30 protein-coding genes are annotated in these 26,961 nt (G+C 59.6%); 14 read left to right on the plus strand and 16 right to left on the minus strand.

Annotated elements, in window-relative coordinates; genetic code table 11:
- Nucleotides 1–3: 3 nt before the first annotated feature.
- The 5 genes from ccmE to ccmA form a co-directional block, all read right to left on the minus strand.
- Nucleotides 4–459, minus strand: coding sequence for a cytochrome c maturation protein CcmE (gene ccmE, locus ACKZ62_RS19815; RefSeq protein WP_447095703.1), 456 nt, complete (start codon nucleotides 457–459; stop codon nucleotides 4–6).
- A complete protein-coding gene (ccmD, locus tag ACKZ62_RS19820) occupies nucleotides 456–632 on the minus strand; it encodes a heme exporter protein CcmD (RefSeq protein ID WP_003172771.1) in 177 nt (58 codons plus the stop codon). The genes ccmE and ccmD overlap by 4 nt, the downstream gene beginning before the upstream one ends.
- Nucleotides 629–1,384: a heme ABC transporter permease gene (locus tag ACKZ62_RS19825; protein WP_447095704.1), complete on the minus strand. Its 756-nt coding sequence runs from the start codon at nucleotides 1,382–1,384 to the stop codon at nucleotides 629–631. The genes ccmD and ACKZ62_RS19825 overlap by 4 nt, the downstream gene beginning before the upstream one ends.
- A gap of 91 nt (nucleotides 1,385–1,475) precedes the next feature.
- On the minus strand, nucleotides 1,476–2,144 hold the full coding sequence (gene ccmB, locus ACKZ62_RS19830; RefSeq protein WP_003189951.1) for a heme exporter protein CcmB: 669 nt from the start codon (nucleotides 2,142–2,144) through the stop codon (nucleotides 1,476–1,478).
- Nucleotides 2,141–2,776, minus strand: a complete 636-nt coding sequence (gene ccmA, locus ACKZ62_RS19835; protein WP_122680110.1) for a cytochrome c biogenesis heme-transporting ATPase CcmA — start codon at nucleotides 2,774–2,776, stop codon at nucleotides 2,141–2,143. Before ccmA ends, ccmB begins: the two co-directional genes overlap by 4 nt.
- Nucleotides 2,777–2,976: 200 nt before the next feature.
- On the opposite strand from ccmA, the gene fliK reads away from it, so the two are divergent.
- Both fliK and ACKZ62_RS19845 read left to right on the plus strand, forming a co-directional pair.
- Nucleotides 2,977–4,554 carry a flagellar hook-length control protein FliK gene (gene fliK / locus ACKZ62_RS19840; RefSeq protein WP_122680111.1) on the plus strand — a complete coding sequence of 526 codons (1,578 nt, stop codon included), beginning with the start codon at nucleotides 2,977–2,979 and terminating at the stop codon, nucleotides 4,552–4,554.
- Nucleotides 4,551–4,880 (plus strand): EscU/YscU/HrcU family type III secretion system export apparatus switch protein, encoded by a 330-nt coding sequence (locus tag ACKZ62_RS19845; protein ID WP_095184239.1) that lies wholly within the window; start codon nucleotides 4,551–4,553, stop codon nucleotides 4,878–4,880. Before fliK ends, ACKZ62_RS19845 begins: the two co-directional genes overlap by 4 nt.
- Before the next feature lie 129 nt (nucleotides 4,881–5,009).
- On the opposite strand, the gene ACKZ62_RS19850 is transcribed toward ACKZ62_RS19845, so the two are convergent.
- Both ACKZ62_RS19850 and moaB read right to left on the minus strand, forming a co-directional pair.
- Nucleotides 5,010–6,236: a molybdopterin molybdotransferase MoeA gene (locus ACKZ62_RS19850; protein ID WP_447095705.1), complete on the minus strand. Its 1,227-nt coding sequence runs from the start codon at nucleotides 6,234–6,236 to the stop codon at nucleotides 5,010–5,012.
- Nucleotides 6,220–6,759: a molybdenum cofactor biosynthesis protein B gene (moaB, locus tag ACKZ62_RS19855; protein ID WP_032889090.1), complete on the minus strand. Its 540-nt coding sequence runs from the start codon at nucleotides 6,757–6,759 to the stop codon at nucleotides 6,220–6,222. The genes ACKZ62_RS19850 and moaB overlap by 17 nt, the downstream gene beginning before the upstream one ends.
- Before the next feature lie 76 nt (nucleotides 6,760–6,835).
- On the opposite strand from moaB, the gene mobA reads away from it, so the two are divergent.
- Both mobA and ACKZ62_RS19865 read left to right on the plus strand, forming a co-directional pair.
- Nucleotides 6,836–7,438: a molybdenum cofactor guanylyltransferase MobA gene (mobA, locus tag ACKZ62_RS19860; protein WP_447095706.1), complete on the plus strand. Its 603-nt coding sequence runs from the start codon at nucleotides 6,836–6,838 to the stop codon at nucleotides 7,436–7,438.
- A gap of 80 nt (nucleotides 7,439–7,518) precedes the next feature.
- Nucleotides 7,519–7,740 (plus strand): YgdI/YgdR family lipoprotein, encoded by a 222-nt coding sequence (locus ACKZ62_RS19865; protein ID WP_032889086.1) that lies wholly within the window; start codon nucleotides 7,519–7,521, stop codon nucleotides 7,738–7,740.
- 55 nt (nucleotides 7,741–7,795) lie between these two features.
- Here ACKZ62_RS19865 and ACKZ62_RS19870 read toward each other — a convergent pair whose 3' ends face one another.
- The 3 genes from ACKZ62_RS19870 to ACKZ62_RS19880 form a co-directional block, all read right to left on the minus strand.
- Nucleotides 7,796–8,686: a pseudouridine synthase gene (locus ACKZ62_RS19870; protein WP_442116798.1), complete on the minus strand. Its 891-nt coding sequence runs from the start codon at nucleotides 8,684–8,686 to the stop codon at nucleotides 7,796–7,798.
- 73 nt (nucleotides 8,687–8,759) lie between these two features.
- Complete coding sequence (locus tag ACKZ62_RS19875) at nucleotides 8,760–9,095, minus strand: hypothetical protein (RefSeq protein WP_032889084.1); 336 nt, start codon at nucleotides 9,093–9,095, stop codon at nucleotides 8,760–8,762.
- A 74-nt stretch (nucleotides 9,096–9,169) separates the two neighbouring features.
- Complete coding sequence (locus tag ACKZ62_RS19880; RefSeq protein ID WP_095184236.1) at nucleotides 9,170–9,406, minus strand: glutaredoxin family protein; 237 nt, start codon at nucleotides 9,404–9,406, stop codon at nucleotides 9,170–9,172.
- 147 nt (nucleotides 9,407–9,553) lie between these two features.
- On the opposite strand from ACKZ62_RS19880, the gene ACKZ62_RS19885 reads away from it, so the two are divergent.
- Nucleotides 9,554–11,275, plus strand: coding sequence for a cation:proton antiporter (locus ACKZ62_RS19885; RefSeq protein WP_447095707.1), 1,722 nt, complete (start codon nucleotides 9,554–9,556; stop codon nucleotides 11,273–11,275).
- Here ACKZ62_RS19885 and ACKZ62_RS19890 read toward each other — a convergent pair.
- On the minus strand, nucleotides 11,266–12,474 hold the full coding sequence (locus tag ACKZ62_RS19890) for an ammonium transporter (RefSeq protein WP_447095708.1): 1,209 nt from the start codon (nucleotides 12,472–12,474) through the stop codon (nucleotides 11,266–11,268). The genes ACKZ62_RS19885 and ACKZ62_RS19890 overlap by 10 nt on opposite strands.
- Nucleotides 12,475–12,820: 346 nt before the next feature.
- On the opposite strand from ACKZ62_RS19890, the gene ACKZ62_RS19895 reads away from it, so the two are divergent.
- The 8 genes from ACKZ62_RS19895 to ACKZ62_RS19930 all read left to right on the plus strand — a co-directional run bounded on the left by ACKZ62_RS19895 (nucleotide 12,821) and on the right by ACKZ62_RS19930 (nucleotide 21,616).
- On the plus strand, nucleotides 12,821–13,135 hold the full coding sequence (locus ACKZ62_RS19895; protein ID WP_032889079.1) for an ElaB/YgaM/YqjD family protein: 315 nt from the start codon (nucleotides 12,821–12,823) through the stop codon (nucleotides 13,133–13,135).
- Between the two features lie 4 nt (nucleotides 13,136–13,139).
- Nucleotides 13,140–13,529 (plus strand): phage holin family protein, encoded by a 390-nt coding sequence (locus ACKZ62_RS19900; protein ID WP_032889077.1) that lies wholly within the window; start codon nucleotides 13,140–13,142, stop codon nucleotides 13,527–13,529.
- Nucleotides 13,526–13,867 (plus strand): hypothetical protein, encoded by a 342-nt coding sequence (locus ACKZ62_RS19905; RefSeq protein WP_032889075.1) that lies wholly within the window; start codon nucleotides 13,526–13,528, stop codon nucleotides 13,865–13,867. The genes ACKZ62_RS19900 and ACKZ62_RS19905 overlap by 4 nt, the downstream gene beginning before the upstream one ends.
- 95 nt (nucleotides 13,868–13,962) lie before the next feature.
- Nucleotides 13,963–15,126, plus strand: coding sequence for an EAL domain-containing protein (locus ACKZ62_RS19910; protein ID WP_095184234.1), 1,164 nt, complete (start codon nucleotides 13,963–13,965; stop codon nucleotides 15,124–15,126).
- A 71-nt stretch (nucleotides 15,127–15,197) separates the two neighbouring features.
- Nucleotides 15,198–16,529: a deoxyguanosinetriphosphate triphosphohydrolase gene (locus tag ACKZ62_RS19915; protein WP_032889071.1), complete on the plus strand. Its 1,332-nt coding sequence runs from the start codon at nucleotides 15,198–15,200 to the stop codon at nucleotides 16,527–16,529.
- 171 nt (nucleotides 16,530–16,700) lie between these two features.
- On the plus strand, nucleotides 16,701–17,096 hold the full coding sequence (locus ACKZ62_RS19920) for a response regulator (protein ID WP_081797772.1): 396 nt from the start codon (nucleotides 16,701–16,703) through the stop codon (nucleotides 17,094–17,096).
- 255 nt (nucleotides 17,097–17,351) lie between these two features.
- Nucleotides 17,352–17,972 carry a response regulator transcription factor gene (locus tag ACKZ62_RS19925; RefSeq protein WP_032889068.1) on the plus strand — a complete coding sequence of 207 codons (621 nt, stop codon included), beginning with the start codon at nucleotides 17,352–17,354 and terminating at the stop codon, nucleotides 17,970–17,972.
- A gap of 8 nt (nucleotides 17,973–17,980) precedes the next feature.
- Nucleotides 17,981–21,616, plus strand: coding sequence for a transporter substrate-binding domain-containing protein (locus ACKZ62_RS19930; protein WP_447095709.1), 3,636 nt, complete (start codon nucleotides 17,981–17,983; stop codon nucleotides 21,614–21,616).
- 25 nt (nucleotides 21,617–21,641) lie between these two features.
- On the opposite strand, the gene ACKZ62_RS19935 is transcribed toward ACKZ62_RS19930, so the two are convergent.
- Nucleotides 21,642–22,124 (minus strand): free L-methionine (R)-S-oxide reductase MsrC, encoded by a 483-nt coding sequence (locus tag ACKZ62_RS19935; RefSeq protein WP_032889067.1) that lies wholly within the window; start codon nucleotides 22,122–22,124, stop codon nucleotides 21,642–21,644.
- A complete protein-coding gene (locus tag ACKZ62_RS19940) occupies nucleotides 22,121–23,011 on the minus strand; it encodes an ATP-binding protein (RefSeq protein ID WP_032889064.1) in 891 nt (296 codons plus the stop codon). Before ACKZ62_RS19940 ends, ACKZ62_RS19935 begins: the two co-directional genes overlap by 4 nt.
- Before the next feature lie 163 nt (nucleotides 23,012–23,174).
- On the opposite strand from ACKZ62_RS19940, the gene ACKZ62_RS19945 reads away from it, so the two are divergent.
- Nucleotides 23,175–25,484 carry a hybrid sensor histidine kinase/response regulator gene (locus tag ACKZ62_RS19945; RefSeq protein WP_032889297.1) on the plus strand — a complete coding sequence of 770 codons (2,310 nt, stop codon included), beginning with the start codon at nucleotides 23,175–23,177 and terminating at the stop codon, nucleotides 25,482–25,484.
- Here ACKZ62_RS19945 and ACKZ62_RS19950 read toward each other — a convergent pair.
- The 3 genes from ACKZ62_RS19950 to msrB form a co-directional block, all read right to left on the minus strand.
- Nucleotides 25,438–25,929 (minus strand): MarR family winged helix-turn-helix transcriptional regulator, encoded by a 492-nt coding sequence (locus tag ACKZ62_RS19950; protein WP_032889061.1) that lies wholly within the window; start codon nucleotides 25,927–25,929, stop codon nucleotides 25,438–25,440. The two genes, ACKZ62_RS19945 and ACKZ62_RS19950, sit on opposite strands and share 47 nt — an antisense overlap.
- Nucleotides 25,926–26,411: a glutathione peroxidase gene (locus ACKZ62_RS19955; RefSeq protein WP_032889060.1), complete on the minus strand. Its 486-nt coding sequence runs from the start codon at nucleotides 26,409–26,411 to the stop codon at nucleotides 25,926–25,928. The genes ACKZ62_RS19950 and ACKZ62_RS19955 overlap by 4 nt, the downstream gene beginning before the upstream one ends.
- A 133-nt stretch (nucleotides 26,412–26,544) precedes the next feature.
- The gene (gene msrB / locus ACKZ62_RS19960; protein WP_032889057.1) at nucleotides 26,545–26,937 is read right to left on the minus strand and encodes a peptide-methionine (R)-S-oxide reductase MsrB; all 393 of its coding nucleotides are present in this window, start codon (nucleotides 26,935–26,937) and stop codon (nucleotides 26,545–26,547) included.
- Nucleotides 26,938–26,961: the final 24 nt, after the last annotated feature.

The raw sequence follows: 26,961 nt of genomic DNA on the forward strand, positions 1-26,961 counted from the left end.
CACTTAGCCCTCCTTCGCTGGGGTTGGTGCCGATTGGCCGCTTTCTTTCAACGCCTTGGTGACTTCCGGCGGCATGTATTTTTCGTCGTGCTTGGCCAGCACTTCATCGGCCACCACCACGCCGTCAGCGTTGAGTTTGCCCAGGGCGACGATGCCCTGGCCTTCGCGGAACAGGTCCGGGAGGATGCCACGGTAGGTGATGGTCACGGCCTTATTGAAGTCGGTAACCACGAAGGTCACGTCGAGGGAATCGCCGGAACGTTTCAACGAGCCCTTCTCCACCATGCCACCGGCGCGGATGCGGGTATCAACCGGTGCTTTGCCATTGGCGATCTGGGTCGGGGTGTAGAACAGGTTGATGTTCTGTTGCAGCGCGCTCAAGGCCAGGGCCACGGCAATGCCGACGCCGGCCATGATGGCGAGGATGATCATCAGACGTTTTCTACGCAGCGGATTCACTTTTCGGTCTCCCGGCGCAGACGACGCGCCTCTTGTTGCAGGTAACGCTTGCGGGCCAGGATCGGCGCGGCGACGTTGAGGGCCAGCACCGCCAGGCAGATGCCGTAGGCCGTCCAGACATACAGGCCGTGGTGGCCCATGGCGAGAAAATCACTGAAAGAAGCAAAACTCATCCGCGCGCTCCCAGGCTGCGTTGCACTTCGGCCTTGACCCAACTGGCGCGGGCTTCACGCTTGAGCACTTCGAGGCGCATGCGCATCAGCAGCACGGCGCCGAAGAAACAGTAGAAGCCCAGCACCATCAACAGCAGCGGTGCCCACATTTCCACGGGCATCGCCGGTTTTTCGGTGAGGGTGAAGGTGGCGCCCTGGTGCAGGGTGTTCCACCACTCCACCGAGTATTTGATGATCGGGATGTTGATCACGCCGACAATCGCCAGCACCGCGCAGGCCTTGGCGGCGCTGTCACGATTACTGATCGCGTTGCCCAGGGCAATCAGACCGAAGTACAGAAACAGCAGGATCAGCATGGACGTTAGTCGCGCATCCCACACCCACCACGAGCCCCAGGTGGGTTTGCCCCAGATCGCGCCGGTGACCAGCGCCACGGCGGTCATCCACGCGCCGATGGGCGCGGCGCATTGCAGGGCAACGTCCGCGAGTTTCATCTTCCAGACCAGGCCGACGACACCGCATACCGCCAGCATCACGTAGCAGGACTGGGCCAGCATCGCGGCAGGCACGTGGATGTAGATGATGCGAAAGCTGTTGCCTTGCTGGTAGTCCGGCGGCGCGAAGGCCAGGCCCCAGACCAGGCCGATGCCGATCAGCAACACGGCGGCGATGCTGAACCAAGGCAGCAGTTTGCCACTGATGCCGTAGAACCATTTGGGCGAGCCGAGCTTGTGAAACCAGGTCCAGTTCATTGCTGTTTCTCACGGTTGCTTCTCGTCATTGCGAGAGGCGTAGGGTCTTTCTTATGTTGAAGAGCTGACAATGTCGCTGGGTCAGACCTCATTATTCGCCGACGCTGATCTTCAGGCCGGCGGCTATAGCAAAGGGTGTCAGGGTTACCGCCAGGGCGGTCAGGCTACCAAGCCACAGGAGGTAACCGGTCGCCGGCATGCCCATGAGCGCAGCCTGCAAAGCGCCGCTGCCAAGGATCAGTACCGGGATGTACAACGGCAGAATCAACAGGGCCAGTAGCAGGCCACCACGCTTCAAACCGACGGTCAACGCTGCGCCCACGGCCCCCAACAGGCTGAGCACTGGCGTGCCGAGCAACAAGGACAAAAGCAATACCGGCAGGCATTCGACGGGCAAGCCCAGCATCATCGCCAACAGCGGCGAGAGCAAGACTAGCGCGAGGCCGGAAAAAGCCCAGTGTGCCAGCACCTTGGCCAGTACCAGAAGTGGCAAAGGGTGCGACGAAAGGACCCACTGTTCCAGGGAACCGTCTTCGAAATCACTGCGAAACAGCCCGTCCAGCGAGAGCAGAACCGATAAAAGCGCCGCGACCCACACCAGCCCCGGCGACAAGGTTTGCAACAGTTTAGTCTCGGGGCCGACCGCCAGCGGGAACAGCGCAATCACGATGGCAAAGAACACCAGCGGGTTGGCCAGTTCAGCCGGGCGACGGCACAGCAGCCGTGCTTCGCGGGCGACCAGCAGGGCGAAGACACTCATGCCGACCACCGGCCCAGATCAAGGTCGCGGTAACCGGCGGGCATGCGCGCCAGGGTGTGGTGGGTGGTGAGCAAGACGGTTCCGCCCTGCTCGCAATGCCGCGCCAAGTGCTCTTCCAACTGGGCGACGCCTTGTTTGTCGAGGGCGGTGAAGGGTTCGTCGAGAATCCACAGTGGCGGGCCCGGCAGGTACAGGCGCGCCAGGGCCACGCGGCGCTGTTGGCCGGCGGACAGGGTGTGACAGGGAACGTCTTCGAAACCCTTGAGGCCGACGGCGGCCAAGGCCAGCCAGATGGCGTCACGGGAAGCAGGATGGTGCAGGGCGCTGAGCCAGCTGAGGTTTTCTTCGGCGGTGAGCACATCTTTGATGCCGGCGGCGTGGCCGATCCAGATCAAGTTGCGTGCAAGCTCGGTGCGCTGTTCGTTGAGGGGCTTGCCGTTAAGCCGCACTTCACCGGCCGTGGGTTGCATCAACCCGGCCAGCAGGCGCAGCAAACTGGTTTTGCCGCTGCCGTTGGGACCGCTGATCTGCACCATATCGCCACCCGCCACACGCAGGTCGAGGTGCTCGAACAGCAGGCGCAAGTCGCGTTCACAGGAGAGCGCTACGGCTTCAAGAAGAGGGCTGGTCAAGAGATCGCGGGCCTTTACGGTTCAAGTCGGCGGTGCAGCGGCCGTTATAGAAAGAAGCACAATAACGGCTTTGGCGACCGATTTTAGAGAGCTGGATCAAATAGTTGTGAGGTTTTTAGCGCTCTCTTTGCAGACGGGCGGCATTATACATGCGATGCCCTACGCTAAAGAGGGCAATTTCCCCAGAGACGATGCGCACGATGACCGGCGAGATCAACCTTCCTACGCTTCCTCCCACCCCGGCAGCCGGGCAAAGCTCCGCGCCTGCGCCTGGAGCACTGCTGAAACTGCTGGAGCCGCAGATTGGGCTGATCGACCCTGGGAAAACCGCGAATGCCGAAGTCATCGCCCTTAAACAAGGCGGTGAAGCCTTTCAGTTGCTGCTCAAGCTGACCTTGGACGGCGGCCGCCAGACGCTGGTGCAGGCCAGCAGCGCGCAGCCATTGCCCTTAGGCAGCAATGTGGCGGTGAGCCAGACGCCAGCGGGCAATCTGACCCTCAGCCTGCAACAGGCTTTGAGTGCCAACGTCGCCGCCCTCACCCGCATCGATACCGCCAAAGTCCCGGAAGGTACGCTGTTGCAAGCCAAGGTATTGACCACTCAGATGCTGCCCCAGGGCACGGCGCAACCGGCGATCTATCGTTCGTTGGTGACGGTGCTGAATAACGCCCTGGCCGGCGCGACACTGACGGTGGAAAGCCCACAGCCGTTGCGCGTAGGCAGCCTGCTCAGCGCCGTGGTGCAGAACGCGCAGACCTTGAATTTTGTGCCGCTGAGCGGGCTCAAGGATCAATTGGCGGTCACCCAGCAACTGTCGACCCAGCAAAGTCGCCAGGGCTCCCTGGATGCGGTGTTCACTGCCCTGCAAAACCTGCCCCGTGGCGATAGCACCTCCGCCGACCTGCGCGCCGCCGCCGACCGTTTGCTCGCGGCGCTGCCCGATCTGGCACAGGTCAGTAACCCCAAAGTCCTGGCCCAAGTGATTCAGAACAGCGGCGCCTTTCTGGAGGCCAAATTACTCGCAGGACAGAATCCCCAAATACCACCACTGGACATGAAGGGCGCACTGCTGCGCCTTGTCGCGGACCTATTGCCCGCCCTGCCCGCCAGTACCAACCTCAACGCCATTCTTGCGGCCAACACGCTGGCCCAGGTATTGCCCAATTTTGTGCGCAGCCCACTGAACACGCTGGGCCAAGTCAGCGCGCGGCAGGCACCGGTCAGCTTTCCACTGCCCGAGCGGCTGATGGCGAAGCTTGAAGGCGAAGGCGACCTGGAAAACCTGCTGCGTCTGGCAGCCGGGGCCATTTCCAGGTTACAGAGCCACCAACTGTCGAGTCTGGAACAGACCGGCACTACCGCCGATGGCCGCCTGCAAACCACCTGGCAGTTGGAAATCCCTATGCGCACGCTGCAGGACATCGTGCCGTTGCAGGTCAAGTTCCAGCGCGAAGAACCGGCGCCAGACAAAGACCAGCCCGAACGCAAAGACCGCAAAGACCCCAAGCAAATGCTATGGCGCGTCGAGCTGGCATTCGATATGGAGCCGCTGGGGCCGTTGCAGGTCCAGGCACAACTGACCCAGGGCAAACTGTCGAGCCAACTGTGGGCAACACGCCCGTTCACCGCCAGCCTGATCGAAAGCCATTTGGGCAACTTGCGCGAGCGGCTGGTGACTTCGGGGATCAACGTCGGCGACCTCGATTGCCACCTGGGTACGCCACCACGCGGGCCGAAAACCGGACTGGAGCAACGCTGGGTGGATGAAACCGCATGAAGAACTCCAACCCACCGCGCCAGGCGATTGCCCTCAAGTACGACGGCCAGCAAGCGCCGACCCTGACCGCCAAGGGCGACGATGCCCTGGCCGAAGCCATCCTCAAGTTGGCGCGGGAAAATGAAGTGCCGATCTATGAAAACGCCGAGCTGGTAAAGCTGCTGGCGCGCATGGAACTGGGCGACAGCATTCCGGAGGAGTTGTACCGCACCATCGCGGAGATCATTGCGTTTGCCTGGACCTTGAAGGGCAAGTTCCCGGTGGGCTATGACCCGGAAGCGCGGCCTGTGGAGCGGGACGTCACGGAGCGTGGCGACGACTACTGAATAGCCACAGGCACACAAAGGTCCAAATGTGGGAGGGGGCTTGCCCCCGATGGCAGAGTGTCAGTCACCTGATGTGTGGCTGAAGCACCGCTATCGGGGGCAAGCCCCCTCTCCCATTTGGACTTGTGTTCAGTTCAGGACTTCGCTCAGCGGGATGAAATTAACCCGATCACCGAGTGCCAGCGTCGTCCCTTCCAACACCTCCACAAACCCTTCCGCCCACGCCGCGCTGCGCAGCACGCCAGAGCTTTGGTTACGGTAGATGATCGCCTTGCCCTGCTCGATGCGCCCGCGCAGATACTCGCGACGATTGCCCGGTTTCGGCCAGACGAATCCCACCGGGACTTCGAACCGCAACGGCTCCACGTCGGCCACACCTTGGCGACGCAGGATGTAGGGGCGCGCCAACAGTGCGAAAGTCACCAGGGTCGAGGCCGGATTACCCGGCAGGCCGATCACCGGCACGCCACGGAAATGCCCGACCGTCAGTGGCTTGCCAGGTTTGATCGCGAGCTTCCACAGGGCCAGTTCGCCTTCTTCACGCAGGGCGATGCCAAGGAAGTCCGCTTCACCTACCGACACGCCACCGGTGGACAGGATCAGGTCGACACTGCCCAAGCCCGCCAATCGCGTGCGGGTCTGTTCCAAGTCATCCGGCAGGATCCCGGCGTCGATCACTTCACAGCCCATGCGTGAAAGCCAACTGCACAGTACGCGACGATTGCTGTTGTAGATCTGGCCGGGCCCCAGCGGCAAGCCGGGCTCGATCAACTCGTCGCCGGTGGACAGCACGGCCACGCGCGGGCAGCGCACTACATTCAGACGATCACAGCCGAGGGACGCAGCCAGGCCCAGCTCAATCGGGCCCAAGCGCGTCCCGGCTGACAAAACGAGTTCACCGACCGTGGTTTCCTGGCCCTGAGGGCGGATGTTCTGGTCTGCGTGCAGGGGCTCGGTAAAGCTCACGCGCTCATCGGCGTGAACCACGGCATTTTCCTGCATCTCCACGCAATCGGCGCCTTGCGGCACCGGTGCGCCGGTGAAGATGCGCGCGCAAGTGCCCGCGGCCAGAGGTTCAGGCGCCTGACCGGCAAAGATGCGCTGGCTCACCACCAGCGGCTCACCGGTCCAGTCCGCCAGGCGCAGCGCGTAACCGTCCATGGCACTGTTCGGCCACGCCGGCAGGTCGAGGGTGGAGACCAGATCCTGCGCCAATACCCGGCCATCACACTCGGCCAGGGGCAAGGCGTACGGCTCGCGGATCGGCGCAGCTTCGGCCAGCGCCAACAAGTGCTGCAGCGCCTCTTCCACGGGCATCAGCGCGCCGGTCTTGCCAGGCTTACCCACGGGATTCACAAGGCGCGGCCTGTTTCAGGTGCGGGACGAAGTTGCAGGGGCGATGGCGGTTGTCCAACTGCTCGGCAAGAATGCCGTCCCAACCCGTGCGCACCGCATTGGTGGAGCCCGGCAGGCAGCACACCAGGGTGCCATTGGCCAAGCCGGCCAGGGCACGGGATTGCACGGTGGAGGTGCCGATGTCGGCCACGGATATCTGGCGGAACAGTTCGCCAAAGCCGTCGACCTGCTTGTCGAGCAGGCAGCTCACGGCTTCGGGAGTGCTGTCACGGCCGGTGAAACCGGTGCCGCCGGTGATCAGCACCACTTGCACCACGTCTTCGGCAATCCAATGAGCAACCTGGGCGCGGATCTTGTAGAGATCGTCCTTGAGCAGTACGCGCTCGGCCAGGTTGTGCCCGGCGGCGGTGAGGCGGTCGACGAAAACCTGGCCCGAGGTGTCGGTGTCCAGGGTGCGGGTGTCGCTGACGGTCAATACAGCGATATTCAGGGGTACGAAGGGCGCATCAGCCTTGGCTTTCATGGCACGGTCCGGTTGTCGGAGGAACAGCCCGGTGTTATATCACAGGCCCCTATTTACCTGCCGCAGCGGAACCTTTATGTCGTTAGATTCTTCGCCCCTTCCCTGCTCGATTTTGCTGTTATCCGGCGGGCGCGGCCAGCGCATGGGCGGCCAGGACAAAGGTCTGTTGGCATGGCGCGGCCAGCCATTGATCGCCCATCTGCAGCGCTTGGTGCGAGCGTTGACGGATGACCTGATCATCTCGTGCAATCGCAACCAGGACCTCTACGCGCCCTATGCCGACATGCTGGTGAGCGACGACAGCCCGGACTTTCCGGGCCCGCTCGCCGGGATCCGCGCCGGGCTGGCCGCAGCGCGCCATGAGCACCTGCTGATATTGCCGTGCGATGTGCCGGCTATCGACGCGATCCTACTGGCCGACCTGCGTAAGACCGCGCGGCAAAACCCATCGGTGCCCGTGATGGTGCGCCACGGCGAATTCTGGGAACCCTTGATCTGCATCATCCCTACACACCTCAAAACCGAGGTAGAACAGGCCTGGCAAGCCGGCGAGCGAAGCCCGCGCAAGATATTCCTGCAATTGGGCGGCGTGGGGCTGGAGTGCCCGGCGGATGACCCACGGCTGGCAAACCTTAATACGCCGGAGCTGTTACAGCCGAGCTCTGACGTGTCAGAATGAACTTTCGCACAAGGAACTTTGGCGACGCCTTACGCGTCTCAAGGTCAGCAATTAAAAAGTATTCTCTCGGAGACAAACCCATGACTCAACGGACCATCGCCGCTCTCATGCTTGCACTGGGCATCGCCACCCTCGCCGGTTGCGCTTCGCCGACAGTGATCACCCTGAATGACGGTCGCGAAATCCAGGCCGTCGACACCCCTAAATTCGATAAGGATTCGGGCTTCTACGAGTTCGAACAACTGGACGGCAAGCAGACCCGTATCAATAAAGATCAGGTCCGCACCGTTAAAGACCTGTAAGTCTTAGCGTTTGCCTACAAGGCCCGCCTCGCGCGGGCCTTGTCGTTTCCGGGGGTTACCAATCGAGGGTGATCTGGCTGCGAAAACGACGCTCTTCGCCGGTGACCGGGTCGATAAACCGTACGCCCTGGGCCAGCAGCTTGAGCGGGTTGGCGTAATCGTCGACGGCATCCTTGAGCACGTCCGGGTAGAACGGGTCATTGCAGATGCTCGCCCCCAGCGCGGTCATGTGAACGCGCAGTTGGTGCTTCTTACCGGTCACGGGAAACAGGCCGTAGCGCCAGAGATCGCCATTTTTTTCCCGCACCTCCACCGCCGTTTCGGTGTTGCTGGCGCCCTCGCCTTCCTGCATGCGGAAGAAGGGTTCGCCGTCCACAAGGCGACTTTTGTGCACCAACGGGAACGTCAAACCAGGTAAGGCCGGGGCAATGGCTTCGTAGAATTTATCGATCTGGCGCTTGGGGAACAATTGCTGATAGGCCGAGCGGCTGGCGGGGTTGGCCGAGAACAGCACCAGCCCGGCGGTGTGCCGGTCGATACGGTGCAGCGGCACCAGCGACGGATTATCCAGACGGCGAATCAGGCGGCGCAGCAGGGTTTGCTCGACGTACTCTCCGGCCGGGGTCACGGGCAGGAAATGCGGTTTATCCGCGACCACCAAGTGCTCGTCGGCGTACAGGATAGTTTCCTGCACCGGAATCACCTTTTCGTTCGGCACTTCACGGAAGTAGTAAATGCACAGACCTTCCTTGTAGGCGAGGTCCAGCTTGATGGGGCTGCCGTTGATATCCAATACCCGTCCGCGGGCGATGCGGTCCAGCCAGTGCTCACGGCTTATCGCCGGGAAGTGCTCGCACAGGCAATCGAGCACGGTCGCCCAAGGGCCTGGCGGCAAGTAGAGAGTGCTGGCTTGGTGTTGGGACGCGGAAAAACCGGAAGTGGACATGCCGATGCTCGAAGCCTTGAAAAAACCGATGGGCATTATCCCGCACGACGCGGGATTGAGCCTAGGGCGGATCTCAGGCTTTGGCTAATTGCGTGCGCAGGATCGGCGACGCACTGGCCGCTTCGGTGAATTCCTTGAGCCAACGCAGCACATCCACCGCTTCCCAGCGACCGGGATCGTACAAGGCGTAGAGCAAGCCCTGATAACCCACCACATCCAGTTGCTTGTGGTAACCGGCGCGCTGGAACAACGCTTCTATCTCCGCGAAGCAGGTATTGAAATGCACTTTGTTAAAGGGCGTCTTGCCTTCCGTGACCAAGCCATCGAGGCGCAGCTCGTTCACCGCGTCGCGCACGACGTCGGCGGACATGCGATTGACGCTGCTTTTCAGTTGTTCAACATTCACCACGGGCGTTCCCTCTATTCAATCGCTGTACAAACATACAGTAACGTAATAATTGGAAACCCGCCATCGCATAAACGTCAGCGCAGGAAGGCAACGACCTGTTCAGCGTCAAAGGGCCAGTCCAATTCGGCGCCGGTATCCACCCGTCGAAGCACCGGAATCCGCAGCCCATAGAGGTCGGTGAGATCTTGGGGATCGGTGATGTCAACCAGCTCCACCAACAGCCCGTGTTCGACGAGCGGCATGATTTCGGCTTCGGCAATCTCACAAAGATGGCAACCCAGGGTGCCGAACAACTGGCATTCAGGAAGCATGGCGAAAGGACCTGATCAGAAAACAGATCAACATTCTAGGCTTGCGTAAGACCCGTGGCGAGCCGATAAACCCTGACACAGATCAGCATGACGTATAACTGATTCAGCGATTCTCGCGGCTTTTTGCCCGCTCACCCTGCAACGGAGATGCTCGTGTTCGCCAACCTGCTGATCATTTTGGCCTCATCCCTTGTGGTGATTGCGCTATTTCGCCGACTGCAACTGCCGCCCGTTCTGGGCTACCTGTGTGTGGGCCTCGCCGTGGGACCTACAGCGCTGGACTGGGTGAATGACAGCGAAGAGCTACCCGACCTCGCCGAGCTTGGCGTGGTGTTCCTGTTGTTTTCCCTGGGCCTGGAGTTCTCCCTGACAAAGATGCTCGCCCTGCGCCGCGTGGTCTTTGGCCTGGGCAGTTTGCAGGTGCTGGGGTGCAGTGCGCTGCTTGGAGGCTTGTTGATGGCCTTTGGTGTGGCGCCCGGCATCGCGTTGCTGCTGGGTGCGGGCTTGGCATTGTCATCCACGGCCATCGTCAGCAAAGAGCTGACCAGCCTCGGAGAAATCTTCAGCAGCCATGGCCAGAACGCGATTGGCGTGCTGCTGTTCCAGGACGTGGTAGCCGTGTTGCTACTGACCTTGGTGCCCGTGTTTGCCGGCAGCAGCGATCAAGCCTGGTACTGGGCGCTGCCGCTGACGCTGGGTAAAACCGTGTTGCTGTTTGTTGGCCTGCTGCTGGCCAGTCGCTGGTTGTTGCCGCGCCTGTTCCATGAAGTCGCCGCGTCCCACTCGGCGGAGCTGTTTGTGTTGCTTGCACTGGTGATCGTGTTGCTGACCGCCTGGCTCACCCATTTGCTCGGTCTGTCGCCGGCCCTCGGCGCCTTCCTGGCCGGCATGCTGCTGGGCGAAAGCCATTACCGCCATCAGATCGAAGCGGATATCCGACCGTTTCGCGACATCCTGCTGGGGCTGTTTTTCGTCAGTATCGGCATGTTGATCGACCTGCAATTGTTCATCAGCCACAGTCTGCTGATCCTCGGCCTGACCCTCGCGCTGATGCTGATCAAGGGGTGCGTGGTAGCGGTGCTGGTCAAGCTGCGGGGCAGCGACAGCGAAACCGCCTGGCGCAGCGGCTTGGCCCTCGCCCAGGGCGGTGAGTTCTGTTTTGCGTTGATGGCGCAAATGCAGCAAAGCCGGCTGATCCCGGATGAATTCAATGGCTTGCTGCTCGCCGCCACGTTCTGCTCGATGCTGCTGACGCCACTGCTGTTGCGCGCCGCCCCGGCGATTGCCCTGCACCTGCACCGCAAACCCAACCAGCAAGTGCAACTGGAGGAAATCACCGCGCTCAATGCTGAGTTACGCGGCCATGCAGTGATCTGTGGCTACGGCCGTGTCGGGCAGTCCATCGGGCGCTTTCTGCGGCGGGAACAACAAGCCTTTATCGCCCTGGACGACGACCCGGAACGGGTACAGGAAGCCGCCACCGAGGACAGCAGCGTGCATTACGGCGACTGCCGTCGCGGCGCCCTGCTCAGTGCGGTGGGCCTGGAACGCGCGCGGTTGGTGGTCATTGCCGTGGACAACAGCGATGTCGCCCTGGTGGTGTTGAAAGAGGCGCGCCGTATCAACCCTGAGGTGCCGATTCTGGTGCGCACTCGCGATGACAGCCAGTGGGCCGAACTGAAAGCTGCGGGCGCCAGCGAAGTGGTGCCCGAACTATTGGAGTCGAGCCTGATGCTCGCCTCCCACGCCTTGATCCTGCTGGGCCTTCCGGACCACCAGGTACAGGCGCGGGTCGATGAAGTGCGACACAACCGCTATCGCCTGCTGCACGGCTCTTTCACGCCGCCGAACAGCGACGATCAATCCTGACTGACCGCGCCGATCTTGTGGATCGACAGGTCCGCACCGTAATACTCCTGCTCCTGACTCAGGCGCAGGCCACCGACGCGTTTGATCACCCCATACACCAACAGGCCGCCGCCGAACGCGACTGCCACGCCGAGGCCGGTGCCGATCAACTGGCTAACCAGGTTCACGCCACCCAGGCCGCCCAGCGCGGTCTGGCCAAAGATGCCGCAGGCAACCCCACCCCACACACCGCACAGGCCATGCAATGGCCACACGCCCAGCACGTCATCGATCTTCCAGCGATCCTGGGCGGCGATAAAGCACCAGACAAACAGCCCACCGGCGACCACACCGGTGACCAGCGCGCCTACCGGGTGCATCAGGTCGGAACCGGCGCAGATCGCCACCAGCCCGGCGAGCGGGCCGTTATGCAGGAAGCCTGGGTCGTTACGGCCGATCACCAGCGCAGCAACGGTGCCGCCGACCATCGCCATCAACGAGTTGACCGCCACCAGGCCACTGACGCCGTTGAGGGTTTGCGCGCTCATCACGTTAAAGCCGAACCAGCCGACGATGAGAATCCAAGAACCCAGCGCCAGAAACGGAATGCTCGATGGCGCAAAGGCGACCAAGCGTCCTTCCCGATAACGTCCGTTACGCGGGCCCAACAGCAACACCGCCGCCAGCGCCAGCCAGCCGCCCATGGCGTGCACCACGACAGAACCGGCGAAGTCATGAAAGCTGGCGCCAAAGGTGGCGAGCAACCAGGCTTGCAGGCCGAAATTGCCATTCCAGACCATGCCTTCGAAAAACGGGTAGATAAACGCCACGATCAACGCGGTAGCGCACAACTGCGGAGCAAACTTCGCGCGCTCGGCAATGCCGCCGGAGATGATCGCGGGGATCGCTGCCGCAAACGTCAGCAGGAAGAAGAATTTCACCAAGCCATAGCCATGGTCCGCGCTGATCACTGCCGCCGGTTGCATGAAGCTCACGCCGTAGGAGATCCAATAGCCTATAAAGAAATAGGCCAATGTAGAGATGGCGAAGTCGCTGAGGATCTTCGACAGCGCGTTGACCTGATTTTTTTGGCGAACGGTGCCGACTTCCAGGAATGCGAAGCCGGCGTGCATCGCCAGTACCATGACCGCGCCGATCAGGATAAACAGGGTGTTTGAACTGTGGACCAGAGTGTCCACCGCACTTTGCAAATTTTCCATGAAGGTTGGCAGGCCTGCATTAAAGGCAAAAAGCACCAAAGCGGTTCAAGCCACGGTTGCACGCACTAAATTGGCACCGCCGGTACCACCCCTCTTCACAGGGCGTGAACCGCTTTAGCGCAGCGATCAACACAACAGGCTGTTGCCGACAGGGTTTTTCCGCGAGTTTCAGTTATTTAAGGTAAGGTTTTTGATGGCTTGAGGCCTTACCGCCCAGATTCAGCGCAGGCACCCGTGCATGCGCACCAAGGCAAAGCAAAAGCTGTACCACGCAATTGCAGTGAACCTTCACCGACGCCGGTGACTCGAAACCACACGTACCGATCAGCCAATCACGGAGATAACCATGGCCAGAAAAACAGCACAGACAGCCCAAGAGATACTGATGGCGGATTTTCAAACCCTGGTCAGTGATACCGAAAAGCTACTGGATGACACCGCGATCCTGGCGGGTGATCAGGCCGACGAGCTGCGCAGCAAGATTCATGAAAGCTTGCTCAAGGCCCGTGAAACCCTGCAACTGACCGAAGACTCCCTGCGCGAGCGCGGCCAAGCTGCGGTCACCGCTACTGAAGACTACGTACAGGCCAATCCCTGGCAGTCGGTGGGTATTGCCGCTGGCGTGGGCTTTCTGATCGGCCTATTGGCTACAAGGCGCTAACATTATGTCTATCGGCGAAAGCGGCTCGGCCACGGGCGCAAGTTCTACCTCAAGACGCCTGGGCGCGGCCGTTCTAGGCTTGCTGCACAGCCACGTCGAACTGTTCGGCATCGAATTGCAGGAGCAGAAAGCACGCACCGTCAGCCTGCTGCTGTTTGCCGGCTTGGCCTTGGTGTTTGCCCTGTTGTTGCTGGTCGGGTTGTCGACGCTGGTGATGATCCTGGTCTGGGACACCGGCTACCGTCTCACCGGGATCATCTGCCTCTGCTTGTTCTACAGCCTGGCCGCCGCGTTCTGCGGGGTGCGCTTGAAAGCAGCAGTTTTCGATGAGTCCACGCCCTTCCACGCCACGCTTGAAGAGCTGGCCAATGATCGGGAGCGCCTGCTGCCATGAGCATGACTGAGATCCCGCACAACACATCCCGTCGAGAAATGCGCAAGGCACTGATCCGCCTGCGCATGGAAATGCACCGCCAGGAAATCCGTCATGAGTCCCAACAATTGATGGCTCCGCTGCACAAAGTGCGCGACATGCGCCACAACTGGCAGGACAGCCTGGGCATCAAGCACGCGCCGCTGTGGGGCGTGGCGGCGGTGACGCTGATGGGCTTTTTTACCGGGAAGGGTGCCAAGGGCGGCAGTATCAGCAGCGTGACCCGGCTGGTGCGGCTGGGCGCAGGTTTGATCCCGCTGATCAAATTAGCGATGGCAGGTACTTCCCGAAAAGGATGAGCCCTGCTGGCTGCATTCTTGCAAACAGAATCGGCCCGGCCTTCGTCATTGAAGGCCGGGCCTCTTTTTTTCGCTACCTCTCATAAGGAGGTCCTGTGATTGACGGGCAACCGCTCGCCTGCTTCCAGCCGTTTATTGACACTGCCACCGGACGCATTGCCGGCGTCGAGGCCTTGGGTCGCCTGCGCCAGGCTGACGGCAGCTTGCAGTCTGTGGGCCCATTGTTCGCGGACCCGCGCACGCCAGGCACGACGTTGCGACGCCTCGACCGTCAGATCCGCGACAATGCCTTGAGCCGCCTGCATGAAGCCCCCGACGATTGGTTTCTGAGCCTGAACATCTCGCCCCGCTGGATCAACCGGTTGCGTCCGGGCCAGGCCCTGCCGAGCTTGAAACAAATCCACGCCCACGGCGTTGACCCGCAGCGCGTTGTGTTCGAGATCACCGAACTGGGTGGCGATATCCAGCGCTTGGCCGATGTGGTCGCGCGTTATCGCGAGGCCGGTGCGCGTATTGCCATTGATGACTTCGGTGCCGGCTATTCCCAGCTTGACCGGGTGCTGGCATTGCAGCCGGATATCCTCAAGTTGGACATGCGCCTTTTCCAGGAAGCCGCCAAGGGCGGGCCAAGCAGTGACGTCGTGCGGGCGCTGGCGCAGATGGCGGAAAAAACCGGCTGTTGGATCATTGCCGAAGGCGTGGAAACTGAAGCACAACTGAGCTTTGCCCTGGAATGCGGCTCGCGCTATGTACAGGGCTATCTGTTCGCGCAGGCACAGCTGGATTGGTTTGCCACCGACGCCTTCGTGCCACGCTTTGCCCAACTGCGCGCAGCGTACGTCCAGCAGAAGCTGGCAGAGCGTGGACGCATCATGGACCTGCGCCAGCAGTTGGCCGAGCTGATGAAAATCCTCCAAAGCTGGGCCCTGGGCCAGGCACCGCTTAGCCAGTTACCACAATTGCAGGATTTCCCATGGCTGCTGCGCTTTTATCAGTGCGACCGACATGGCACGCAACTCACGCCGAACTTCGAATGGCGCCAGGACGCCTGGCAGGCCGACACGCGTTACCTGGGCCACAACTGGTCATGGCGGCCGTATTTCTATCACCTGCTGGCCGAAGGTTGGGACGAGCGGCGCCTGACCTTGTCGTCGACGTATCGCGACGCCACCACCAACCAGTATTGCCTCACTGCCGGACAATTCTTCGATAACGGTCAGCGCTTGCTGTTAATTGATATCGACGCCGCCGGGTTGTAGATTTTCGCTTGCCCCGCCAAGGTGGAACCGGGAAGCTGGGAGGGTCATTCACCGCACGGAGAGTACCCGCCTTGGATTGGCCTACCCTGCTTACCCGCGAACGGCTTGGAAAGCCCCTGCACAGCCCGGAAGAACTCGGCCGCAGCCCTTTTCACAAAGACCATGACCGCATTATTTTCTCCGGCGCATTTCGCCGCCTGGGCCGCAAGACCCAGGTGCACCCGGTGTCCAGCAACGACCATATCCACACCCGCCTGACCCACTCCCTGGAAGTCAGTTGCGTGGGCCGCTCACTCGGCATGCGCGTCGGTGAAACCCTGCGCAGTGCACTGCCCGACTGGTGCGAACCGAGTGATCTGGGCATGGTGGTGCAATCAGCCTGCCTGGCCCATGACATTGGCAACCCGCCGTTCGGGCATTCGGGCGAAGACGCCATCCGGCACTGGTTCCAACAGGCCGCCGGGCGTGGCTGGCTGGACGACATGAGCAGCGCCGAGCGCAACGACTTCCTCAATTTCGAAGGCAATGCCCAAGGCTTTCGGGTACTGACACAGCTCGAATACCATCAGTTTGACGGCGGTACACGACTGACCTACGCGACCCTGGGCACCTACCTGAAATACCCCTGGACCGCTCGCCACGCCGACGCCCTTGGCTACAAGAAACACAAGTTCGGCTGCTACCAGAGCGAACTGCCGATCCTCGAACAGATCGCCCACAAGCTCGGTCTGCCGCAACTGGAAGAACAACGCTGGGCCCGTCACCCATTGGTCTATCTGATGGAAGCCGCAGATGACATCTGCTATGCCCTGATCGACCTGGAAGACGGCCTGGAAATGGAGTTGCTGGAATACGCCGAAGTCGAGTCGCTGCTGCTCGACCTGGTAGGCGACGACCTGCCGCAGACCTATCGGCAATTGGGATCTCAGGACTCGCGCAGACGCAAGCTGGCGATCCTGCGCGGCAAAGCCATCGAGCATTTGACCAACGCGGCGGCGCGAGCCTTCGTCGAACAGCAGGATGCCTTGCTGGCCGGCACCCTGCCCGGCGACTTGGTGGAGCATATGCACGGGCCGGCCAAACGCTGCGTGCTGGATGCCAAAGACATGGCACGCAAGAAAATCTTCCAGGACAAACGCAAGACCTTGCATGAAATTGGCGCCTATACCACGTTGGAAATACTGCTGAACGCTTTTTGCGGCGCGGCATTGGAGCAGCATGGCGGACGAACGCCCTCCTTCAAGAACCGGCGTATTCTCGACCTGCTGGGTAACAATGCACCGAACCCGGCTTGGCCGTTGCACGCCTCGTTCCTGCGCATGATCGACTTTATCGCTGGCATGACCGACAGCTATGCCACCGAGATGGCGCGGGAAATGACCGGGCGTTCGAGCCCTCAGTAACGTCATTTATCAAGTTGCCTGTTCCCTGAAGAGAATCGCCCTACGACGGGAACAGAGCGGCCTGATCGAATTCGCACAAACTCCCGAGGAATAATCGCTCACGCTCCGGGCAAATCTGGCGAACAGTTCCTACATGCCCTCCATCGACGCTTCACTCACCGTGTGCCCTCTATGCCCAATTACCCCCTTCGAATCCTGTTGGTGGAGGACCATCCCTTTCAACTGCTCGCCACCCAGTGCCTGCTCAAGAGCTTTGGTTTTGAGCAACTGACCCCGGCGGAAAACGCCGGACAGGCAATCCGTTTGATGACGCAGGCCCAAGCGCCCTTCGACATCCTCCTGTGCGACCAGTGTCTGCCCGACCTGCCCGGGCTTGAGTTGATTGAAATCGCCAGTCGCCAATGCTTTATAAAGGCCGCCATCTTGCTCAGCGGGCTTCCCGAGGCAGAACTGTCAGCGCTGCATAACCAAGCCCTTGAACGTGACCTGCCATTGCTCGGCTATTTGCAAAAGCCGTTGAATAAAGATGAACTTGCAGGCTTGATCCATATATTACTCACGCTATAAGTGTAGGAACTTAAACAAACTAGGCCGTCGAAAAGTTTACGTATAAGTGTCGCAAACTCCTTGCAATCACACGCTAACCCATCCCCTTGGGAAACCCTGGCCGCTCGTCTCGCGACGCCTTCACGCCCGGTAGGGCTTTACCTTTTTAATGTAGGAACTTTCCTGTTTTATACCTGCACCCCCTCAAGTTCATGCTTACCCCTCACCTTCTGAGCTAATGTGCCCGCTTTATTTGCACTTGCATGGAATATGATCATGAACACAGTTTTTATTATTGATGACCACCCCGTTATAAGACTGGCCATACGCATGTTGTTGGAGCACGAGGAAAACTTCAAAGTAGTCGGCGAAACGGATAATGGATGCGACGCGATACAAATGGTCCGCGAATGCATGCCGGACCTGATCATCCTGGACATCAGCATTCCTAAACTCGATGGACTCGAAGTGCTTTGCCGATTCAACGCCATGAGCGCTTCGATGAAAACCCTGGTTTTAACGGCTCAATCCCCCACTCTCTTTGCCACACGCTGCATGCGTTCGGGGGCCGATGGTTATGTATGCAAGGAAGGCGATCTGAGTGAACTGATGAGCGCCATCCGTGCCGTACTGTCCGGCTACAACTATTTCCCCAGCCAGGCCTTGAACGCCAACGATGAGAGCTGCAAGGAACTTGAACTGTTCAAGGCCGTTAATGATAGAGAGTTGATGGTATTGCAACTTTTTGCACAAGGCCGAACCAACAAGGAAATCGCAAAAGGCATGTTCCTGAGTAACAAAACCGTAAGCACATATAAAAAGAGGCTGATGCAAAAACTTCAAGCCAAGTCCTTGGTAGAACTTATCGAGTTGGCAAAACGAAACGCGCTAGTGTGAGAAACCGGATGCCCAGGCGTATAAAGGACTATTTGATTATATTGAGTGCCGGCTTGTGCTTCAGCACCGCTGTGCCTGCGACACCTCCAGCGAGCACGGAACATTTCAACCTATTGAGTCGAGCAAGCTCCGTACAGCTGGAAACCCACTTGGACAAGGGCCAGCGCCAATGGCTCCAGAACAAACGCGAACTGGTGCTGGGCACTGCGTTCCCTGACTACCCACCTTTTGACCTCACCTCCAGCGGGCGCGACTATGAGGGACTCACCGCTGATTACGCTGGCTTGCTGGCCATGGCACTGGCCTTGCCGGTGAAAGTGATGCGCTACCCCTCCCGAGAAGCCGCCATTCGTGCCCTCGAAGCAGGGGATATCGACTTACTGGGCTCTTCCAACAGCTTTGAAGCGGCAAAACCTAACCTGATCCTGTCGGAGCCCTATGCCGTGGATCGACCCGTCCTAGTGACCCGCGAAGGCGAAACCCGCAGTCTGAGCGAGGGGTTGGCCGGGATGCGCCTGGCACTGGTCTACCACTATCTACCACTGGCCGAGGTGGAAAAGCTGTACCCCAAAGCCGTCATCCGCGCCTACCCCTCTTACCAAAACGCTTTGAATGCAGTGGCTTTCGACCAGGCTGACGTCTTTCTCGGCGATACCATTTCCACCCACTACATGATCAACAAGGGCTACCTGAAAAACATCCGCATGGCCAACTTCGGCAAACATGAAGCCTATGGGTTCAGCTTCGCAATGCTCCAGGACCAGCAAACACTGTTGAGCATCGTCGACGCGGCACTGAGGGCCGTGCCGACCACCGAACGGGAGGCGATCGCCAAGCGCTGGAGTGCCGGCAGTGACATTCTGCTAACCGACCAAAAGCTGCAATTGACCCCGCGCGAAGAACGTTGGCTAAAGGATAACCCGGTGGTCAAGGTGATCGTGAACCCCACCTTTGCGCCGCTGACGTTCTTCGACAACGATGGCAACTTTCGCGGAATCACCGCTGACCTCCTGGAACTGATTCGCCTGCGCACCGGGTTGCGCTTCGACATCCAGCGCGCGCGTGATGTGGACACGATGATCGAACAGGTCGAGGCCGGCAAAGCAGACATCATTGGCGCTATCGCCCCCAGCGTCGAGCGGGAAGCCCAACTGAACTTCAGTCGCCCCTACCTGGAAAACTCCTACGTAATGTTGACGCGTAAGGACGGCCAGGCACCTACAAGCCTGGAGGAAATGTCGGGCAAACGACTGGCGATCACTCAAGGCAGCCCACTGAAGAAACTCCTGATTGAGCAGTTCCCAAAGATTCAATTAGTAGAAACGGGTGACACCTTCAAATCAGCCGAACTCCTCGTACAAGGCAATGTTGAGGGGGCCGTGAATACTCTGGTAGTCGCCAACTACTTCCTGACCTCGCAGATGTTCCAAGACAAGATTCAAATCAGCTTCAGCATTGGCACAATGCCCGCCACCTTTGGATTGGCAACATCACGCAGCGCCACCGAACTCAGTTCGATCCTCGACAAGGCCTTGCTCAGCGTCGCCCCTGACGAGTTGGGTGTGATCAATAGCCGTTGGCGCGGCTATACCGCCGCCTCCGACAGCTACTGGCGTGACTATCACCAACTGATTGCGCGCATCATCATCGGCACCGGGTTGTTGTTGCTGATTTCACTGAGTTGGAACGCTTACATGCGCCGCCAAATCAGGCACCGGAAAATGGCCGAGCGCGCCCTCAATGACCAGTTCGAGTTCATGCGCGCACTGGTCAATGAAACCCCGCATCCGATCTACGTGCGTGATAACAAGGGACTGTTGCAGACCTGCAACGATAGTTACCTGCAGGTCTTCGACGTCAAGCGCGAAGACGTGATCGGTAAAAGCGCAGTTCAGATCAGTACAGCTCTTGCGGCAGAAGCGGCGCAATATCATGCCGACTATCAACGTGTGGTGGCCGAAGGCAGGCCAATGATCGTGGACCGCACCCTGCATATTCGTGGACAGAAACTGACGATCTACCACTGGATCCTTCCCTACCGCGATTCCGTCGGTGAAGTTCAGGGCATCATCGGTGGCTGGATCGACATCAGCGAGCGACGTCAGCTGTTCGACGAACTTCGCACCGCCAAGGAGCGAGCCGACGAAGCCAATCGCGCCAAAAGCACGTTCCTCGCCACCATGAGCCATGAAATCCGTACGCCTATGAACGCGGTGATTGGCATGCTGGAGCTGACCCTCAAGCGGGCAGACCAGGGCCACCTTGATCGGCCGGCCATCGAAGTGGCCTACAACTCGGCCAAGGATCTGCTGGAGCTAATCGGCGACATCCTGGACATCGCACGTATTGAGTCCGGTCGCCTCAGCCTGGCGCCCGAACGCGTCAACCTGAGGGAGGTGATCGAATCGGTAGTGCGTGTATTCGACGGCCTGGCACGCCAGAAGAGCCTTAGCCTGTTGCTGGAATTCACGCCAGACCTAGAAGATACCGAAGTCCTGATTGACCCCCTGCGCTTCAAGCAGGTGCTGTCCAACTTGATCAGCAATGCGATCAAATTCACTGAACGTGGCCAAGTAAAAATCAAGGTGCATGTATCCAACACTGAATTGGCGCAGCAGATCGAGATGAAGCTGGTGGTGGAAGACACCGGCATCGGCATCAGCCGGGACGATCAAACGCGTCTGTTCGAACCCTTTGCCCAGGCGGACAATTCGGGACATCTGGCCAGGAGCGGTGCGGGCCTGGGGCTGGTGATCTGCCGCAGCCTATGCGCGATGATGGGTGGACAACTAAGCCTGAGCAGCGTGCCTATGGTCGGCACCCAGGTGCATGTGAGCCTGAAGATGAATCGCCTGCAGGCACTGCCGGTAGTCGACGAACTCAAGCCAACAACACCCGCCAGCGTGTCTGTGCTCAATGTACTGGTGGTTGATGATCACCCGGCGAATCGCCTGTTGATGTGCCAGCAACTCGGCTATCTGGGCCACCAGTTCACCGCTGCCCAGAACGGCGCGGCGGGCTTCCAGGCCTGGCGCCAGGAGCACTTCGACTTGGTAATCGCCGACTGCAATATGCCGATCATGAATGGTTACGAGCTGAGCTGCTCAATCCGTGAATACGAGCAACGCGAGAATCTAACCCCTTGTGTGGTACTGGGCTTTACCGCCAATGCCCAGCCAGAAGAGAAAAAACGCTGCGCACAGGCGGGCATGAATGACTGCCTGTTCAAACCTATCAATCTCACGGCGCTGGAGCAGCAACTGGCGAAAATCAGTCCTCAACCCACCGGCCTGATCCAGGACATTGGCAACTTCGAGGCCCTTACCGGTGGCGATCCGCAGATGAGTCGTCTGCTGCTGGAGGAGTTGCTGAGCAGCAGTCGTCAGGATCGCCAGGAACTGGTCGCACTGATGGTTGCGCAGGCATCGCCCCAGGACATCATCGAACAGGCTCACAAGATCAAGGGCGCGGCTAGAATTGTCCAGGCCAGTACGCTGGCCTCGCGGTGCGAAGCCCTCGAACAGGCCTGTGCCCGTGGTGATGACAGGCCCTTGATCGAAATAGGCGTGAAGTCATTGGAAAAGCTGATGTTGGAACTCGAAAGGATGCTGCAAGAGCGGCTTCAAAGACTGGATGGCCAATAAGGGGCGGGTTGCGCCCCTCACTTGATCAGCAGTCGGTCAAGCGGAGGAAAATTGCCGCCAACTGTTCGATTCCGGCCTGATCCTGAGGGGTAAAGCGGGCCAACGACGGGCTATCGAGGTCGAGGACGCCGATCAACTTACCGTCCTTGAGCAGTGGCACGACCAGCTCACTGTTAGACGCGCTGTCACAGGCGATATGTCCCGGGAATGCATGCACATCCTCTACTCGCTGGGTCTGCTGCGACGCTGCAGCAGCGCCGCAGACCCCTCGGCCAAACGGAATACGCACACAGGCGATCTGCCCCTGGAAGGGGCCAAGCACCAGTTCTTCATTGCGATTGAGGTAAAAGCCGGCCCAATTCAAGTCATCCAGCTGGCTAAAGAGGAAAGCGGAAAACTGCGCGCTGTTGGCGATGAAATCGCGCTCATCAGCCAGCAGCGACTCCAATTGGGCACACAGTAGGGCGTAGCCACCGAGACCAGTGCCGGCTTGTTGTAAATCGATCATGGTTGACGCTCCAGTAATTTGAGACCCACCCAGTAACGGGCAAATTGATACGCGCAGCGGCCGTTGCGGTTACCGCGCCCGGTCGCCCAGCGCACCGCGAGAATGTCGAGGGCTTCGTCGCGCTGCCATTGCAAACCGGCCTTGCTCGCTAGCTCACCGATCCAGTGCTCGACCACATCCAGGAAATGCTCTTGGGTGAACGGGTAGAAGGACAGCCACAAGCCAAAACGGTCTGACAAGGCAATCTTGTCTTCCACGGCCTCGCTCGGGTGCAGTTCCCCATCCACCCTCTTCCAGTTGTCGTTGTCACTCTGATTTTCCGGCACAAGGTGACGGCGGTTGGACGTCGCGTACAGCAGCACGTTTTCAGGCGCCTGTTCCAGGGAACCATCCAGCACGCTCTTGAGCACACGGTAGTCGCCCTCGCCAGCTTCGAACGAAAGGTCATCACAAAACAGGATGAAACGCTGCGGCAGCTTGAGCAGTTGCTCAACCACACGGGGCAAATCCGCCAGGTGGTCACGCTCGATTTCGATCAGGCGCAAACCGGCCTTCGCGTGATGAGCGAGCAACGCGCGCACCATGGACGATTTACCGGTGCCGCGCGAGCCCCACAGCAACGCATGGTTGGCGGGCAGTCCATCAAGAAACTGCTGGGTGTTACGCGCCAATGTTTCACGCTGCTTGTCTACACCGATCAGGTCGGAAAGACGCATGTCCAGGCTTACGTCCAGTGGCAACAGAAAACCGCTGCGGCCTTCGCGCTGCCAGCGGGCGGCCAGACAGTGGCTCCAGTCGATGGCTTGGCGTGGCGCGGGCAACAAGGGCTCCAGGCGAGCGAGCACTGCATCGGCTCGCTCCAGAAAGGCATTCAATCGAGAATCCACGATTATTCCTCTGGCAAGTTCTTGTAAAAGATGGCGTATTGGCAACCCTGCGACAGACCGCTTGGGGCTGCGTAAAAAACGGTTCATGCCGGGCAAGCCTAAGCCTGTGGATGTTCAGCTATGCTTGCCGGGCGAAGGGAAACGTGAAGTGGTTCAACACTCGATGGATATCAAGTTCGCCCACCGCTTGTCTTATAAACAAGCCAGATTGACTGTGCTGGTCGGTTTCGTCTTGGGAACCTTGCTCAGCCTGATCCAAATCGGCATTGATTATGCCAGCGAAGACGCATCCATCAACCGTGAAATACGCTCACTGATCGAAATCAGCCATAACCCAGCATCACGTATTGCTTACAACATTGATGCTGAATTGGCCCAGGAACTGACCCTCGGACTGTTGCACTCCCCTGCCATCATTCGTGCGCAGTTGATCGACAACAATGGCGTGGTGCTCGCCGATGTCGACCGGCCACGTAGAGAAAGCACCTACCGGCCTATCAGTGACTTCATGTTTGGCGCCAACCGCCAGTTCGAAGACCAACTGTTCCTGAGCCATATGCCCAACGACCCACTGGGTGTACTGCGTCTGGATGTAGACACCTACGCCTTCGGCAGCCGGTTCCTACACCGCGCCGAGATCACCCTGCTCAACGGATTCGTACGCAGCCTATTACTGACCGGGATTTTGCTGGGTCTGTTCTACGTGATGCTGACCCAGCCGCTGGTGCGCATCATTCGTGAGTTGAGCACTCGCAAGCAGGCCCACCTGGACTGTCCGCCGGGGCATGAAAATGACGAAATCGGCGTACTGGTGAACGTCGCCAACCAGCAATTTGAAAATATGGAAACCGAAATCCAGCAGCGCCGCCACGCCGAAGACCGACTGACGGAATACCTGGGGCAACTGGAAGATATCGTCTCCGCCCGCACACTTGAACTCAAGGCTAGCAACCAGCGACTGACCCAGTCCAACGATGAGCTCGAAACGGCGAAGATGAATGCAATAGGCATGGCTCAGGCTCGGGCAGCCTTCCTGGCGAACATGAGCCACGAAATCCGCACCCCGCTCAACGGCCTGCTGGGCATGATCGCGCTGTCGCTGGACAGCGCGTTGAATGCTGAGCAGCGCCAGCAACTGTCTATCGCCCATGACTCCGGCAAAGTGCTGGTGGAGTTGCTCAACGACATTCTCGACCTGTCCAAATTCGACGCTGGTCAGTTGGAGCTGGAGCGCATCCCGTTCGACCTTGGCGCACTGATTGAAGATACCGCCAACCTCTTGTCGCAGAATGCCGCACCGAGCGTGGAACTGACGTGTTTGATCGACCCGCAGTTCCCGGCCCAAGTGCTAGGTGACCCGACCCGTGTACGTCAGATCGTCAGCAACTTACTGTCCAACGCTCTGAAGTTCACGCGCTTCGGTCGAGTTGATGTGCGCCTGCGCACTTACGACGGCGGCGTGAGCATTGAGGTCTGCGATACCGGCATCGGCATTGCGCAGGAAGCGCAAGTGAAAATATTCCAGCCGTTCACCCAGGCCGGCGCCGGGATCACTCGTCAGTTTGGCGGGACAGGGCTGGGTCTGGCGTTGACTCACAATCTGTGTGAAGCCATGAAGGGACGATTGAGTATCAGTTCAGAGGTAGGCTTTGGCAGCCAGTTCTGTGCGCAACTGCCATTACCTACCCACTTGCCCGCCGTGCAGCCACCGCCTCTCACAGGCAAGGTCGTTGCCATCACCAACATCGGCGGTGGCCTGACCGAGTTGCTCACGACCCTGCTGCCCAGTTGGGGCCTTACCCCCCAATGTTTCACCATGGATGACGACTTGAGCGGGCAAACGCCTGACTTGCTGATTACCGACTGCCCTGAATGTCTGTTCCGTATACGACCGGGCATTACCGCGCCCATCCTGCTGGTGACGGCCTATGGCAATTTCATGCCCAGCGAAGAGGTCGCGGCGTTGGCGCCTTTGCACCAGCAAGCACGCCCCTTGAGCCGCAACGCGCTGTACCAGATTCTTCAGCGCAATTTACGCACCGACATGCACCTGGTTCTTGACCCCATCCAACTGGATGCCGCCCCACTCGCGCATCGCGGCTGCATACTCCTGGTGGAGGACAATCCGGTAAACCAACTGGTGGCCAAGGGCATGCTCAGCAAGCTGGGCTGCGAAGTGATTGTGGCCGCCCACGGTGGTGAAGCACTAAAGTTTCTTGAAGAACAACGCTTCGATATGGTGCTGATGGACTGCAACATGCCGGTGATGGATGGCTACGAGGCCAGCCGGCAGATTCGCCGCAGCGGGCGCTGGCCAGACCTGCCGATTGTCGCGCTGACTGCCAACGCCATGCCCGAAGAACGAGAGCGCTGCCGTGCGGCGGGGATGAATGACTATCTGGCTAAACCGTTCCGCCGCGAAGAACTCAATGCGCTGCTGGACCTGTGGGTGCCTCGGACGACAGCGCTCTGATCTGCGCCAATAACTGATCCAGGCCATCGCGCAAGGTGTCTGCCTGATTCAGATCAACCCCACTGTCGCACAACAGCCGAGTCTTCAGAGCGAGGGCCTGATCACGCAGTTCCACGCCGGTGTCACTCAAGCTCAGATGCACCTCCCGTTCATCCTGGGCACTGCGCCGGCGCCGCACCAGTGAAATCTGCTCCAGCCGTTTGAGCAAGGGTGTCAGCGTGCCCGAGTCGAGCATCAGGCGTTCGCCCAGAGCTTTGACTGTCGGCTGCTCAGGGGCTGCGTCGTGCCATTCCCATAACACCAGCATCGCCAGGTATTGCGGATAAGTCAGGCCCAACTGGTCGAGCATCGGCTTATAAGCGCGGGTCACGGCCCGTGAGGCGGCGTAGAGTTTGAAACACAGCTGGTTATCCAGTGCCAGGGACACGGCGGGCAAGTCGGTCATTTGAGCAGAGCTTCGATCTCTTGGGTAAGGTCTTTTGGCTTGGTGGTAGGGCCGAAGCGCTTGACCACCTGGCCGTCACGGCCGATGAGGAACTTGGTGAAGTTCCACTTGATGCCCTTGGACCCCAACAGGCCCGGCGCCTGTTTTTTCAATTGCACGAACAGTGGATGGGCATCGCTGCCATTGACGTCGATCTTCTTGAACAACGGAAAGCTGACACCGAAATTCAGCTCACAGAACGTTGAGATAGCGCCTTCGTCACCGGGCTCCTGCTTGCCGAACTGATTGCAGGGAAAGCCCAGCACCACCAGGCCCTGGTCTTTGTACTGCTGCCAGAGCTGTTCCAGCCCCTTGTACTGAGGGGTGAAGCCGCACTTGCTGGCAGTGTTGACCACCAGCACGGCCTTGCCGGCGAAATCGGCCAAGGTCTTTTGCTCACCCTTGATGGTGGTGCAAGGGATGCTCAGCAGGTCGTTGCTCATGGCAGTGCCTCGATAAAAGCGGAAAGAAGTAGAAACATAGTAGGCAATTCAATTGTGTGCAATTGAATTGATCAAACTGATGATCCGTTATGGGCGCACGTGGTGAGGGAGAATGCTCCCTCACCACGCAGGCTTAACGCGGGACCAGGTCCAGGCACACCGAATTGATGCAATAACGCAGGCCGGTCGGCGGCGGCCCATCCGGGAACACATGGCCCAGGTGCGCGTCACACTTTGCGCAGGTTACCTCGGTACGGATCATGCCGTGGCTGACATCACGAATCTCGATCATCGCGCTGTCGGCAATCGGCGCGTAAAAGCTGGGCCAGCCGCAGCCGGAGTCGAATTTGGTCGTGGAATCGAACAGCGGCTCATTGCAGCAGATGCAGTGGTAAACGCCGTCGGTCTTGGTGCCGTTGTACTTGCCGCTGAAAGGCCGTTCGGTGCCTTTGAGCCGGCACACGTTGTACTGCTCCGGATCGAGCATGGCCTTCCACTCTTCAACGGTTTTCTGCAACTTTTCCATCGGTACACCTCGGCAACTGAAAAA

The sequence above is a fragment of the Pseudomonas sivasensis genome (genome assembly GCF_052938085.1).